10 protein-coding genes and 1 pseudogene are annotated in these 14,412 nt (G+C 71.6%); 4 read left to right on the forward strand and 7 right to left on the reverse strand.

The features are described from left to right. Nucleotides 1–26 precede the first annotated feature (26 nt). Nucleotides 27–1,094: a helix-turn-helix transcriptional regulator gene (locus IE140_RS18225; protein WP_150197477.1), complete on the forward strand. Its 1,068-nt coding sequence runs from the start codon at nt 27–29 to the stop codon at nt 1,092–1,094. Nucleotides 1,095–1,224: 130 nt separating this feature from the next. Here the strand turns inward: IE140_RS18225 and IE140_RS18230 are convergent, their stop codons facing one another. Continuing rightward, entirely contained in the window at nt 1,225–2,226 is a 1,002-nt protein-coding gene (locus IE140_RS18230) for a sigma-70 family RNA polymerase sigma factor (protein ID WP_032766835.1), read from the reverse strand. A 342-nt stretch (nt 2,227–2,568) separates the two neighbouring features. Between IE140_RS18230 and IE140_RS18235 the strand changes: the two genes are divergently transcribed. Then, nucleotides 2,569–2,775: a hypothetical protein gene (locus IE140_RS18235; RefSeq protein ID WP_150197478.1), complete on the forward strand. Its 207-nt coding sequence runs from the start codon at nt 2,569–2,571 to the stop codon at nt 2,773–2,775. 44 nt (nt 2,776–2,819) lie between these two features. Here IE140_RS18235 and IE140_RS18240 read toward each other — a convergent pair whose 3' ends face one another. Next, nucleotides 2,820–3,602, reverse strand: a complete 783-nt coding sequence (locus IE140_RS18240; protein ID WP_150197479.1) for a dioxygenase family protein — start codon at nt 3,600–3,602, stop codon at nt 2,820–2,822. A 267-nt stretch (nt 3,603–3,869) separates the two neighbouring features. Here IE140_RS18240 and IE140_RS18245 point away from each other — a divergent pair, with 267 nt between their 5' ends. Continuing rightward, nucleotides 3,870–4,382, forward strand: coding sequence for a MarR family winged helix-turn-helix transcriptional regulator (locus IE140_RS18245; RefSeq protein WP_150197480.1), 513 nt, complete (start codon nt 3,870–3,872; stop codon nt 4,380–4,382). A gap of 49 nt (nt 4,383–4,431) precedes the next feature. On the opposite strand, the gene IE140_RS18250 is transcribed toward IE140_RS18245, so the two are convergent. Next, nucleotides 4,432–5,973, reverse strand: coding sequence for an MFS transporter (locus IE140_RS18250; RefSeq protein WP_189460536.1), 1,542 nt, complete (start codon nt 5,971–5,973; stop codon nt 4,432–4,434). Nucleotides 5,974–6,180: 207 nt separating this feature from the next. Next, the gene (locus IE140_RS18255; protein WP_373296177.1) at nt 6,181–6,936 is read right to left on the reverse strand and encodes a TetR/AcrR family transcriptional regulator; all 756 of its coding nucleotides are present in this window, start codon (nt 6,934–6,936) and stop codon (nt 6,181–6,183) included. A 222-nt stretch (nt 6,937–7,158) separates the two neighbouring features. Here IE140_RS18255 and IE140_RS18260 point away from each other — a divergent pair, with 222 nt between their 5' ends. Beyond that, nucleotides 7,159–8,433, forward strand: coding sequence for a M6 family metalloprotease domain-containing protein (locus tag IE140_RS18260; RefSeq protein WP_093443885.1), 1,275 nt, complete (start codon nt 7,159–7,161; stop codon nt 8,431–8,433). On the opposite strand, the gene IE140_RS18265 is transcribed toward IE140_RS18260, so the two are convergent. From IE140_RS18265 to IE140_RS18275, 3 genes and pseudogenes are all read right to left on the reverse strand, one after another. Beyond that, on the reverse strand, nt 8,420–10,156 hold the full coding sequence (locus IE140_RS18265; RefSeq protein ID WP_189460538.1) for a class I adenylate-forming enzyme family protein: 1,737 nt from the start codon (nt 10,154–10,156) through the stop codon (nt 8,420–8,422). The genes IE140_RS18260 and IE140_RS18265 overlap by 14 nt on opposite strands. Before the next feature lie 154 nt (nt 10,157–10,310). Further along, nucleotides 10,311–13,745 (reverse strand): HelD family protein, encoded by a 3,435-nt coding sequence (locus IE140_RS18270; protein WP_150196060.1) that lies wholly within the window; start codon nt 13,743–13,745, stop codon nt 10,311–10,313. A 114-nt stretch (nt 13,746–13,859) separates the two neighbouring features. Beyond that, nucleotides 13,860–14,092, reverse strand: a pseudogene (locus IE140_RS18275) (RNA polymerase sigma factor); the annotation flags it as partial. Between the last annotated feature and the right edge of the window lie 320 nt (nt 14,093–14,412).

The following is a 14,412-nucleotide window of genomic DNA, read 5'->3' on the forward strand; positions in this document are numbered from 1 at the left end:
ACCTGTTGGTCCGCCATCCTGAGGCCATGTCCGATACCCCGGCACGTCTGCTGAAACTGCTGTCCCTCCTTCAGACCCCGCGCGAGTGGCCGGGCGGCGAACTGGCCGAGCGGCTCGACGTCAGCCCGCGCACGATCCGCCGCGATATCGACCGGCTGCGCGACCTGGGCTACCCGGTCGAGGCCTCGCGCGGCTCGATCGGCGGCTATCGCCTGGTCGCGGGCGCCGCCATGCCGCCCCTCCTGCTGGACGACGAGGAGGCGGTGGCCATCGCGGTGGGGCTGCGGGCCGGGGCGGGGCACGCGATCGAGGGCGTCGACGAGGCCTCCGTACGGGCGCTGGCGAAGCTGGAACAGGTGCTGCCCTCCCGGCTGCGGCACCGGGTCTCCGTCCTCCAGAACGCCACGGTTCCGCTGACCCGGGGCGACGGCTCCACCATCGACCCGCGGACCCTGACGACGCTGGCATCGGCGGCCACCGGGCGGGAGCGGCTGAGGTTCGCTTACCGCAGCGGCGACGGCACCCGGACGAAGCGGCAGGTCGAGCCGTACCGGCTGGTGAGCACCGGGCAGCGCTGGTACCTGGTGGCGTACGACATCGGCCGGGAGGACTGGCGGACGTTCCGGGTGGACCGGATCGGCGAACCGTACGCGACCGGGGCCCGGTTCACCCCGAGGCCGCTGCCCGTCGAGGGCGCGGGGAGCAATGCGGGGAGCAGGGATACCGGGAGCGGGGACGCGGCGACGTTCCTGGCCCGGTCAATGCGGCGCATGCAGCCGGAGCTGCGCCTCGATGTGTGGTTCGGCGGGCCGGCTGAGTTCGTGGCGGCGCGGCTGCCCGCGCATCTCGGGGCGCCGGAGCCGGACGGGGCGGGCGGCTGTCGGCTGCGGGCCTCGTGCACCGATTCGCTGGAGTGGGTGGCGCTGCGGCTGGCACTGGTGGACTGCGAGTTCTCCGTACAGGGGCCGCCGGAGCTGGTGGCGTACCTGGAGAGTCTCGGCGCCCGGCTGACCCGCGCCGCCCGGCCCGGGGACCGGAACCGGCCTTCCGGCCCGGACCAGGGAGAGCGGAGAGAACGAGGAGAACAGGGATGAGCCCCGACGCCGGGGGGGGTGGGCGCCGGGGCTCAGCTCAGGGACCGGTGAAAACCGGTCGGGTGACCGGAATGACCCGGTCGGTCAGCCGGTGCGAACCGGCTTGATGGGGAGATTACGGGTTATCGGCTCACGCCGCAGCGTCAAAGCCCGTGTCGTGAGCCATTCGCTTCAATTCGAGCAGTGCGTGCTTCTCTATCTGCCGGATCCGCTCCCGCGTGAGGCCGTGCTGCTTGCCCACTTCGGTCAGCGTCCGCTCGCGCCCGTCCTCGATGCCGTACCGCATCTTGATGATCGAGGCGGTCCTGTTGTCGAGCTTGCCGATGAGGTCCTCCAGCTCCTCGCTCCGGAGCAGGGTCATCACCGACTGCTCGGGCGAGACGGCGGAAGTGTCCTCCAGCAGGTCGCCGAACTGGGTGTCGCCGTCGTCGTCCACGGACATGTTGAGGCTGACCGGGTCGCGGGCCCAGTCCAGGACGTTGCCGACGCGCTCGGCGTTGGAGTCGAGCTCGGCGGCGATCTCCGCGTGCTCCGGGTCGCGCCCGTGCTCGCGGTTGAACTCGCGCTGGACCCGGCGGATCCGGCCGAGCTCCTCCACCAGGTGGACGGGGAGCCGGATCGTGCGGGACTGGTCGGCGATGGACCGGGTGATGGCCTGACGGATCCACCAGGTCGCGTACGTGGAGAACTTGAAGCCCTTGGCGTAGTCGAACTTCTCGACCGCGCGCACCAGGCCGGCGTTGCCCTCCTGGATCAGGTCGAGCAGAGGGAGCCCCGCGCGCGGGTAGCGGCGGGCCACGGCGACGACGAGGCGGAGGTTGGAACGGATGAATATGTCCTTGGCGCGCTCGCCATCGGCGACCAGCGCCTCCAGCTCCTCACGCTTCGCGTCACCGGCATCGCTCTCCACCTCGCCGTCGAGGATCTGCTGGGCGTAGACGCCCGCCTCGATGGTCTGGGAGAGGTCGACTTCCTTGGCGGCGTCGAGCAGCGGTGTGCGGGCGATCTCGTCCAGGTACATGCCGACCAGGTCGCGATCGGCGATCTCCCCGCCCACGGCGCGAACACTGCTTGCCCGGTCGGTCTCACCGGAGGCGGCGGACGTACGACGGGCGACGGCACGGGTTGCCATGCGTGCTCCCTTGCTGAGTAGGTCGCGACACCCTTCCGGGTGCCCTGCATCCGATGGAAACAACGACTGGAATCCGGACAGAATTCCCATGCGGCACATTCATTTTCGTGATCATGCAGTACCCTGTTCCGCTTCGACCGCCGGACACCGCTGCCGGATCCCATCGGACGCGCAGGTCAGAGCCGGTACGGAGGGGGTTCCGGCCCCTTGTCGGCCCCCTTGCCGACTCTCCGGCCGGGTACCCGGAATCAGCACGTCCACCCGAAGCGCCCTGCTCCTGCCCCAAACTCCCCGCCCCCACCCCGAGAGACGGCTGCGGTGGCGTTCGGGTTGCTCGGGTGCGTGTCCGCGACGGGAGGGCCGGACAGGCCGGCCCTGAGCCCGTCGGCCGACCCTGAGCCCGTCGGCCGACCCTGGGTACACCGGCCGATCCGGCCCGTAACCGCCGACCCGTCGCGCCGCATCGCCGACACGACACTGGACGTGGGCGACGCGCTCGCGTTCTCCGCCGCCCGGCGCGCGATCGAGCTGAACCCGCCGGTGTTCTGAACCCGCCGGACACGCCCTGCCCGCAGGCCCCGACACGTACGCGGTCAGCCGAACTGCACCGACCGCTTCGCCAGTCCCATCCAGAAGCCGTCGATGACGCTCCGCCCCCGGTCCAGTTCGTCCTCGGCCGCGCCCAGCGTCACGAACAGCGGCGCGAAGTGCTCGGTGCGCGGGTGGGCGAGCTTTCCGGCCGGGGACGTGTGCTCGAAGTCGATCAGCGCGTCGATGTCCTGGGCCCGCAGCGCGCGGTCGCCCCAGTCGTCGAACTCCGCCGACCAGCCGGGCACCCCGCCGCCCTGGTGGCGCAGGGCGGCCAGGTTGTGGGTGAAGAAGCCGCTGCCGACGACCAGCACGCCCTCGTCGCGCAGCGGCGCGAGCTTGCGCCCGACGGCCATCAGCTTCTGCGGGTCGAGGGTCGGCAGGGAGATCTGGAGTACGGGGATGTCGGCGTCCGGGAACATCTCCACCAGCGGGACGTACGCCCCGTGGTCCAGGCCCCGGTCCGGGATGTCCTGGACCGGCGTACCGGCGCCGCGCAGCAGCTTGCGGACGCTGTCGGCGAGACCGGGCGCGCCGGGGGCCTCGTACCGCACGCCGTAGTAGTGCTCGGGGAAGCCCCAGAAGTCGTACACGAGCGGCACGGTCTCCGTTGCCCCCAGGGCGAGCGGGGCCTCCTCCCAGTGGGCGGAGACCATCAGGATCGCGCGGGGGCGGGGCAGGCCCGCGGACCAGGCGGCGAGTTCGCCGGGCCAGACGGGATCGTCGGCCAGGGGCGGCGCGCCGTGCGAGAGGTAGAGGGCGGGCATGCGCTCCGCGGTGGCTGTCATGGCACTCCCCATCCACTGGGCGCCGGATCCCGGGCGGCCGGGCGCCACGCCGGGCGTCCGGGTCACCGGATCCGGTCACGAGTTCGTCAGAGCGGTAGTTCCCCGAGGTCATCCGAGGGATCGTTGTACAGGGGTCCTACGGAAGTCCGCGGAAGCTCCCTCGGATCCTCCGGCGGAGACCTCTTGGGAAGGCTTCTTGAAACTTCAAGGTCCTACCTGTGGAGACCTTAGCTCTATCTAGTTCAACTTTCAAGAAAAGGTCGTACAGTGGAGTCCATGACCACGGCATCCACCAGCGCACCGCGTTGGCTCTCCGACGAGGAGCAGCGCGTCTGGCGCGCCTATCTGCATGCCACCACGCTGCTGGAGGATCACTTCGACCGCCAGTTGCAGCGCGATGCCGGCATGCCGCACATCTATTACGGGCTGCTCGTCCAGCTCTCGCAGGCCCCCCGCCGCCGGATGCGGATGACGGAGCTGGCCCGGAACGCGAAGATCACCCGTTCCCGGCTCTCGCACGCCATCGCCCGGCTGGAGAAGAACGGCTGGGTCCGGCGCGAGGACTGCCCCTCCGACAAGCGCGGCCAGAACGCGGTGCTCACCGACGACGGCCTCGACATGCTGCGCCGCTCGGCGCCGGGCCATGTCGAGGCCGTACGCCAGGCGATGTTCGACCGGCTCACGGACGAGCAGGTGAGAAGCCTCGGGGAGATCATGCGGGCGCTCGCCACCGGTCTGGAACCGGAGGACGCGGACGCGGATCTGCCCTGGCTCCGCTGAGCGGAGCCAGGGCAGACCGGGGCCGGCCCTCGTCAGGGGCCGGACGTCCTCAGTGGGCGACCACCGGGATCCTGAACTCGTCCTCGGCGCCCTCGCCGGACGCGCTCTCCGTGCCGCCCTGACCCGTTCCGGGGCGGCCGGTGTTGATGAGGGCGATCGCGATGACGGCCGCGGCGACGAGGATGCCGACCGCCCACCAGATCGCGGCGGCGAAACCGCTGACCATGGCCTGGAGCTCCAGGAGCTGCGGGTCCGTGGCGCGGGCCGCGTGATCGGCGACGTACGCGGTGGTGGCGCTCGCGGCGATGGTGTTCAGCAGGGCGGTGCCGATGGCGCCGCCGACCTGCTGCGAGGTGTTGACCATCGCGGAGGCCACTCCCGCGTCCCGCGGTTCGATGCCGTGCGTGGCCAGGGACATCGCCGGCATGAACGCCGTACCCATACCGAGGCCGAGCAGCAGCATGCCGGGCAGGATAACGGCGGCGTAGCTGGTGTTCAGGTCCAGCTGGGTCAGCAGCAGCATGCCGACCGCGGCGACCAGGAAGCCGGGGCCCATCAGCAGACGCGGCGGGACCCGGGTCATCAGCCGGGTGCCGATCTGGGTGGAGCCGGTGATCATGCCCGCGATCATCGGGAGGAACGCGAAGCCGGTCTTGACCGGGGAGTAGCCCTTCACGACCTGGAGGTAGTAGGTCAGGAAGAGGAACAGCCCGAACATGGCGATGACGGCGAGGCCCAGCGAGAGGTAGACCCCGCCGCGGTTGCGCTCGGTGAGGACGCGCAGCGGCAGCAGCGGCGACTTCACGCGCGCCTCGGTCACGACGAAGGCCAGCAGCAGCACGGCGGCGGCGATGAACATCGAGACGGTCAGGGCGTCCGACCAGCCGGCCGACTCGGCGCGGGTGAAGCCGTAGACCAGGGCGACCAGGCCGAGGGTGGAGAGCACGACGCCGGGGATGTCCAGCGGTGCGCGGTTACGGGTGCCGGAGGGCTCGCGGATCACGAAGTACGCGCCCACGGCGGCGACGACGGCGAACGGGATGTTGACGAAGAACGTCCAGCGCCAGTTCAGGTACTCGGTGAGGAAGCCGCCGAGGATCAGCCCGACGGCGCCACCGCCACCGGCGATGGCCCCGTAGATGCCGAACGCCTTGGCGCGCTCCTTGGCGTCGGTGAACATCACGGCGAGCAGCGAGAGCGCGGCCGGGGCGAGCAGGGCGCCGAAGACACCCTGGAGGGCCCGGGAGCCGAACATCATCGCCTCGTTCTGGGCGGCCCCGCCGAGCGCGGAGGCCAGCGCGAAGCCGGTCAGGCCGACCACGAAGGTGCGCTTACGGCCCCAGAGGTCGGCGATCCGGCCGCCGAAGAGGAGGAGACCTCCAAAGGCGAGCGCGTAGGCGGTGATGACCCACTGCTTGTTGCCGTCGGAGATGCCCAGATCGGTCTGGGCGGAGGGCAGCGCGATGTTCACGATGGTCGCGTCGAGAACGACCATCAGCTGGGCGAGCGCGATGAAGGCGAGGGCTTTCCAGCGACTCGGATCGGGAAGGGCGGTGTCAGCCGTTCGGGACAGGCCGGCCGTTTTTGACATGGGTGTAGCCACCTAAGGACATGCGAGGGCGCCGAGGCGTCGCGAAGTGGGCGTCGGCGGTACGTGCTGTGGCGTACGCGCGACGGTTACGTGGGGCCGCCCGCGCGTGACAGGGACGTACGGGCCGGAGTTCGGGTGGGACGAGACGGTGGGGCCGGTGGGCCGATGGAGTCGGCGCGGCCGGGAAGGTTCAGGTCGGTGCGGCCGTCAGGGGCGCCGCAGGTCCTCCAAGGTCGCCGCCGATCCGGGCAGTTCGGAGCGGGCCGGGGTCTCCAGGCCGTCCAGGAACAGCTGCAGATGACGGTGGGTGAACCGGTCGATGCCCTGGCAGGCGATGCCGGGGAGCGGCCGGGTGAGCTGGGAGAGGGCGACGAGTACGTCACCGACGGCGATGTCGGTACGCAGCCGCCCCGCGGACTGGGCGCGCGACACGAGCCCTGCGACGGCCTCTTCGAGGCGGTCGCGCTCGGCGAGCAGATCGGGGTGGTCCTTGTCGAAGACGCCGGAGATCATCGGGCAGAGGGCGCCGATGCGTTCGTCGGCGGCCGCGTGCACGAAGCGGCTGAGCGCGGCGAACGGGTCGGACTCCGCGGCGACGGCCTCCTCGGCCCGCAGGGTGGTGCGGGAGGTGACCGCGAGGACGACCTCGTGGGTGAGGGCGGCGCGGTCGGGGAAGTTCCGGTAGAGCGTGGCGTTGCCGACGCCCGCGCGGCGGGCGACGTCGTCCAGCGGCACATCGGGGCCGAACTCGACGAACATCTCGCGCGCGGCCGAGACGATCCGCTCGCGGTTGCGCAGCGCGTCGGCCCGTGGACGGGCGACGCGGCACGATCCCGTCGGCGCGGCGCCCCTCCCGGCGACGGCCTGCGTGGCGCTGCCGGCAACGGCCTGCGCGACAGCCTTCGCGACACTCTTCACAGCGACCCTCCTCCCCTTCCCCCTGCGTAGTCGATCGGACCCCATCGGTAACCGGGGACTGTTTCCCCGTTTAGCGGGGACACGTATGCAAACGGGGAGAGGCTCCCCGCTTATTTCCCACCTTTCATGTGACCTGCATCACATGACCTCAGGGTGAAACCCACCGATCGGCGCACCCAGCGAGCGGCCCCGGACCACCCGGCACAGGCTGATCGCCAGAGCGCAGTCAGGGGTCGGCCGGCTGCCGCGGACCCCGAAGGCGCCTCTATGCAGCAGCCCCGCCACCGGATACGCAGACACCGCCGTCCGGTCGCCCTGGCCGGAGCGACCGCGCTGGTCATAGCGGCCATGGCCTCGGCCAGCACCACCCTCCCCTCCGCCGGCCGCGCCTCGGCGGGCCCGGCGGCCACCCAGGACTCCGTGCTCGCCCCGTGCCGGATCTCCGCGGCCATGGGCGTGCAGATGTCCGAGGGCCTGCCGACCCCGCCCGGCTACGCCCGGTCGACCGGTGAGATCAGGGCGCTCAACCTGATGATCGACTTCCCGGACGCGGAAGGGACGGAACCCGCGACGGACCGGTTCGCGGAGTTCTTCCCGCAGACCTCCGAATGGTTCAGGACCAGCTCCTACGGCCGGCTCGTCTACCGGCCCGAGGCCCCCGTCAAGGACTGGCTGCGGATGCCGATGGCGTTCACGGAGTACGGGATAGAGCGCGGCTCACCGTTCGAGCCGGGCTACCGCCAGCTGGTGAAGGACATCGTCGAGGCCGCCGACCCCCGGGTCGACTTCTCGGAGTACGACCTGGTCAACATCCTGGTCAGCCCGAACGCCGGCCCCTCCGCGCTGGACACCGTGCTCTCGGTGACCTTCTCCGGCAACGACGAGGCCCCGGAGGCGGACGGCGTCCCGCTCGCCAACACCTCGTTCGTCTACAGCCGCCAGGACGACGGATCGGGGTCGTACGCCGAGACCGGCTACCGCGTTCTGCCGCACGAGAACGGCCATGTCTTCGGGCTGCCCGACCTCTACACGATGGAGGGCGGCGGCTCGGTCGGGCACTGGGACATCATGTCCGAGGACTGGGGCGCCAACAACGACTTCCTGGCCTGGCACAAGTGGAAGCTCGGCTGGCTCGACAACGAGCAGATCAGCTGCGCGTCGCAGCCCGGCGTCAGCGAGCACACGCTCGGCCCGCTGGCCACCGAGGGCGGCACCAAGCTCGCCTTCGTCCCGCTGAGCGCGCAGTCCGGCTACGCCGTGGAGGTCCGCACGGCCGGGGGCAACGACGAGGCGGTCTGCCGGCCCGGAGTGCTGATCTACAAGGTCAGCTCCGACGTGGACACCGGACAGGGCCCGGTCTCCGTCGCCGACGCCACCGAGGACAGCGGCGGCTGCACCCGGCGCCCCAACGTGCACGCGGAACTGTCCGACGCGACGTTCCGCCCCGGCCAGACCTTCACCGACCGGGCCAACGGCGTACGGATATCCGTGCTGGACGAGGACGACGACGGCAACTACCGGGTGCGGGTCACACGCCCGTGACGGGCCCGGCCGCCTCCACCAGGGCCCGGAGCCGCGGCTTGAGCAGCTTGCCGGTGGCGTTGCGCGGGAGCGGCTCGTCGGTGAACAGCACCCGGGCGGGCACCTTGAACGCGGCGAGCCTCCCGCCGACGTGCTCCCGCAGCGCCCCGGCGGTGACCGTCGCCCCGGCGCGCAGCCGGACGACGGCCGCCACCTCCTCCCCCAGCACCGGATGCGGCAGGCCAAGGACGGCGGCATCGGCCACGTCGGGGTGGTCGTGCAGGACGCCCTCGACCTCGACGCAGTACACGTTCTCGCCGCCCCGGATCACCACGTCCTTGAGCCGGTCGACCACGGAGACCTGCCCGTCGCGGCGGACGGCGAGGTCCCCGGTACGGAACCAGCCGCCGTCGCCGAAGGCCTCCTCGGTCGCCGCCGCGTCGCGCCAGTAGCCGCGGAACAGCGACTGGCCGCGCAGCCACAGCTCGCCCGTCTCCCCGTCGGGCAGTTCCTCGCCCGACGGTCCGGCGATCCGGACCTCGGTGACGGGGGTCGGGCGGCCCGCGCCGGCGGGGTCGGCGCGGTAGTCGTCGCCGAAGTGCGCGAGGACGCCGCCGCTGGTCTCGGTGAGGCCGTAACCGTTGCGGGGCTCGACGCGCTCGCCGTACCGGGCGGTGAGACGGGCCACCAGGGTGGGCGGGGGCGCGGCTCCCCCGGTACTGAACAGCGTGAGGCTCGCCGGCCCGTCCCCCGTGCCCTCGACGGCGTCCAGCAGCTGGAGCGCGGTCGTCGGCACCCCCGCGAAGTGCGTGACGCGGTGGGCCCGGATCAGCCGCAGCGCCTCGTCCGCGTCCCACTTGTCCATCAGGACGAGGGTGCCGCCCGCCGCCATCACCCCGTAGAAGCTGGTGAACGCGGCGACGTGGAAGAACGGGAACGTCATCAGGGAGACCGGGGCGGGCCCCATCCCCGGAACGGCCCCCCGCCCCAGCGCGGAGGCGGCCGCCTGGTAACGGGGGTTGAGCGCGGCCCCGGCCTGGGCGAGGTGGGTGGCCACCGCGCCCTTGGGGCGGCCGGTGGTGCCGGAGGTGTAGAGGATCGTGGCGTCGTCCTCGGGCCGGGGCTCGACGTCGGGCGGCGCGGCCAGCGGATCGGGGGCGGGGAAGTCGTCGTACCGGTCGAGGCGCAGCGCCTCCACCACCGGCCCGTCGCCGTGCTCGCCATGGAAGAGGACGACGTACGCCCCGGTCCGACGGGCCCAGCCCGCCACCCGGTCCAGCCGCTCCCCGTCCACGAGGAGCACGCCGGGCTCGCAGTCGTCGAGGGCGTGGACGAACTCGTCCTCGGTCCACCAGGCGTTGAGGGGTACGGCGACGAGTCCGGCCAACTGGGCGGCCCAGAAGGCGATCTGCCACTCGGGATGGTTCCGCATCGCGATCACGGCCCGGTCGCCGGAGCGCAGCCCGTACCGCTCCCGCAGGCGTACGGCGAGGGCGGAGGCGGCGGCGAAGAACTCCCCGTACGTGCAGGTCCGTTCGCCCGCGATCAGGAACGGCGTGTCCCCGTAGGCCCAGGTGGTCTCGACGAACTCCCGCAGCGTACGGGGCCCGTCGGCGTACTCCGGCGTCCCCCGCTCGCCGAGGACGACGGCGAAGGGCGCGCCGGGCGCGGTGAGGAGGGCGTGGATGCGCTCGGCGCGCCCGGAATCCGGCTGCCCGCTCGGGGGCGGGTTGGTGTGCGGCACGGCGGCGGCCCTTCTTGCGCTGGCTGGGTGGGAGCGACGTTAACCGGTGACCGGCTGCCGCGTTCCGGTGGGCACGTGCCGTCGGGCCTGTGGTGGATCACGTGACCATGGAGGTCAGCGTCGGCGAGGACGAGAACGGACTGACCGACAACCGCTACCCATGGCTCGTCCCGGAGGAGCCGAATGCGACGTCTGCCTTCTCGCCACCCCAGCCGGCCGGGCTGCGCCATAGGACATTGACACGGAAGACGTCGCGAATCGTGTCAACAGACCAGTTCTCGGAGGGCGGTTCGCAGAGAACGAGGTAGAGACCGTCGGCGGGGGCGGGCAGCGTGTGGTTGATCTCCAGCAACCGGGTCGCACCCGAGCGGAGGTCCGCGTAGGTGGAGCGGCCCTCGCCCAGGGCCTCGTAGAGAAAGAGGCCGTGCTCGGTGACGCAGCTGACGTCGACGACGGGCGAGTCGGCCGGCTGGAGGTCCGCCCAGAGGAGCGAGGACTTCAGCGCGTGGCGGACCGCCTCGTGCTTCTTGCACGTACGGTCGGCCCCGGCAGCCGCTTCCAGCGCGCGGAGGAAGCCGTCCTTCGTGGTCGCAGCCGGTGTTGCGGCGGTGGTGTCCGCAGTGGTCATCTGCACTTCTTCCTTCTGATCGGGTTGCGTCGGGGCGACGGGCACCGCGCCGTCGGCGTTCGGCTCCGTCGCCGTGCCGAAGCGTTCCTGGAGCTCTCTCCGCGCTTCGGCGAGGGCTCCCGCCCAGCCGGAACCTGCCAGCTCCTCCGCGAGCTGCCCCACGTCGAGAGTGCCCTCCTTGAGCGCACGGTTGGTCGTCGCGGCGAGGTCGCGAAGAACTCCGAGTCGTTCCCTGTCCGGATCGCCGAGCAGGTGAAGCACGTCAACCCAGTCGGCCTGGTCCCGTCGGAGGATGCGGTTGGCCATGCCCTGGAGTTCGGAGAGACGGCTGCGGGCGTCGGAAACGTCGCCGTCGCTCGCGGTCAGTTCTCCGAGAACATCCAGTGCCGCGACGTAGCGCCCTGCCATCCGCTCCGAAACGGGCGACCGGCCGCGCTGGTCGGCGGCAAGCACCGTCTGGGTCGTCTCGTTGGCGAACACCCAGCAGTCCAGCTTCTCGCCCCGCAGCGGGGGAACCGACCCATGGCGGACGGTGAGGACAAGCGGCCGGTCGATCACCGGCGACAACGGCTTGACCTTGTAGCGACCGCCCGGGACCCGGTCCACGACCTCGACCCGGACATCGGTACCGATCCGGGGCAGCCTTCCGACCCCGCTGCCCTGCGGCCGGGAATCGGGCACCGTCGGTGCCTGGGCGTCCCCGGAACCGGTGAGCGCCTCCGGCAGCGGGGCGGTGTGCAGAACGGTCAGGCTCTGGGTGCTGCGGGTGAGGGCCACGTACAACTGGCGCAGCCCGGCGGGACCTCGGTCGGCGATCGTGGCGGGCTCGACGACCAGCACGTGGTCGTACTCCATGCCCTTGACCTGGGCTGCGGCCAGCACGGAGACGGCCTCGCGGTTCCGCTCGCCGATGGCGTCGTCCTCACCGATCCTGCGGCTGATGGCGTCCAGCCAGTCCGAGTCGTCGGGGACGATGACGGCCACGGAGCGGGGCGTGCTGCCGTCACTGGTGCCCATGAGCCGGGCCACGTGGGCGACGGTGTCGTCGAGCAGCTTCCACGGCTCGGTCGCCACGGTCCGTACGGCGTCCGCTCCCGCTTCCCGGACAGCCTTCGGGTAGGGCAGGGCCGGAGCGACCACCTGTGCGAGCGGGGCAACGAACTCCATGATCTCGGCGGGAACGCGGTAGCTGGTGGTGAGCTGGGCCACGCTCCAGTCGCCGTGGTCGGAGAGGAGTGCGCCGAGCAGGTCCCAGTTCGTCGGAATGTGGGCGCCCGTCGCCTGCGCGAGGTCGCCCAGGACGGTCATGGAGCCGCCCACGGCACTGCGCCGCCGCAGGGAGCGGGCCTGCATGGGCGTGAGGTCCTGGGCCTCGTCGACGACGATGTGGCCGTATCTCGGTGGGGTGTCTCCGCTGATCAGCATGCGGAGCTCTTCGAGGCAGACGTGGTCGTCGAGGGTCCACGGGTCGGCATCGGCGCTGGCGGCGCGGGCTCGCAGCAGAGCCGTCTGCTCGTCCTCGTCGAGGATGCCGTCGGCGCAGTGCCGCAGGAGGTCTGCCGAGTCGTACAGGCTGCGCAGGGCCTCCCGGGGACCGGGGGACGGCCAGACGCGTTCGACGAGGCGCTCGACCCGCCGGTTGCGCTCCAGGTCGCGGCGGATCGTGCCGGCCTGCCTGCGGCGCGGCGCGACGCCGGCGAGCTCCTGGAGGAGCCGGTCGACGAAGAGGCCCCGGAAACGGTCGCGTCGCTCCCGGAAGGGTCCGTCACCGGCATGGGCCCGGTCCAGGAGGGCGAGGACCTCGGACTTCGGCACACGGAGTGTCGTACTGCCCGCGTTGACGACGATCCCGGGTTCGTCGCCCTTGAACGAGGGAACGGCGGTGAGGGGGTCGAGCGCCTCAGGGCGGTAGTCGCTCTCGACGCGACGCCGCAGGACGGCCGCCATGCGGTCGTCCGACTTCACGAGGCGCGCCTTCGAGGAGTCGCTGCCGAGGATCTCGCCCTCCCACAGGCGTTCCAGCTGGACGGCGTTGACGTCCCGGGTGCCGAGCGTGGGGAGGACCTGTCCCACATAGTCGAGGAACCGCTGGTGGGGGCCGATGACGAGGATGTCCGGGGCCTTGAAGTGCTCGTTGTTGACGAGCCAGGTCACCCGGTGGAGACCGACCGCCGACTTACCGGTACCGGGACCGCCCTGCACGACGAGGATGTCCGACGGCGAACCGGTGACCAGCTCCATCTGGTCGCGGCGGATGGTCTCGACGATGTCCCGCATCCGGCCGCCGCGCGACCGCTGGAGCTCCCGCAGCAGGAAGTCGTCCGGCTGGAGCGCCTTGCGCCGCTGCCGCCGCACGACGTCGCCGGGAGTGGGGGCCGGTGTGCGCTCCGGGGCGGGCGGCGCGCCCGTCTCCTCCGCCGCGCTGCCGTCGGCGGCCTGACGGGGCTCCGGTACGGCAACGGGCTCGGGTGCCGGCCCGGGCGGGGGCGCAGGAGCGGCCGAGGGCGCAGGAGCATCCTTCAGCAGGGAGATCTCGTCGAAGTAGCTCTCGACGACCTGCCGCACGCAGCGGAGCTGCCGACGCAGGACCACCTCGCCCGGGTTCTCGGACCGGGTCTCGATCCAGGTCTTCGCCAGGGGGCTGGTCCACAGGAGAACGACGGGGTCATTCGCGCTGTCCTTCACCCCGCGGCGCCCGATGTACCACGGCCGGGGCTCTCCTCCCGGGTCCTCCGGCGCATCGACGCGGGCGAAGACCAGCGCCTCGTCGCCCAGCCCTCCGTAGGCCTCGGCCCGCGCCTCCGCATCGGCCCGGTTGGCGATCCCGTCCTTGCCGCTCGCCGAGGCGGTGGCGGCCGAAGTTCCGCTCATTTCGGCCAGTTTCGTGGTGTAGCAGGCGTATGCGTGGTCCACCGCCCGCTGCTCGCCGGCGAGGATCTCGTCCCGAGTGGTGGTGCTCATGTGCGTCCTCCCTGCGGCGCCAGGTGACACCGCCACGGGCATGCGCCCGTACCCCGCTGAAACAACTATCAGAAAGCGGACGGTGACGAACAGTCAGCGGATCGGTTCTCGGACGAGGTCGTCGACGGCGATGCCCATCAGCCAGGGCTGCGGGCTCGCCCCCTCGTCCCCTCGTCCCGGAGCTTCCCGCGCAGCCGCCACGCCTCCAGGAACGTCAGCGACACGACGTCCTCGGCCGCACTCCAGTCCCCGGTGGTCCGGACGGCGTGCCGGTAGACGAGCTGGGCATGGTCACGGAACAGCTCCCGGAAGGCGTCGGGATCCCCCGCCCGGATACGCGCGTGCATCGAGTAGCTCACCCCCTGACCTGTCCGCCCACCCGGACAGGTTCCCGTGACCTGCGTCATGGCAACCGCGCGGCGGGGCCGCCGCTGCCGCGCTCAGCCCGTTCCCGTGAACGAACAGAGCCGACACCGGATATCCGACGGCGGAGCGGGCTTCCGCGACCAGCCCTGACAACGGCCGCGGCCAGGGATCTCCCGCCTGTATCGGTCTTGTATGAGATAGGCCACTTCGGGCGCCATATGCAGGGGCAGTCGCCCCCGCCTACAGTCCTTCTCGTTTGCGGAGTGTTCGGCTCCGCATTGTCCGGCCCAACCCTCCGCTC

Origin of the sequence: Streptomyces parvus (assembly GCF_014648875.1) — a bacterium.
GTDB lineage: Bacteria > Actinomycetota > Actinomycetes > Streptomycetales > Streptomycetaceae > Streptomyces > Streptomyces parvus.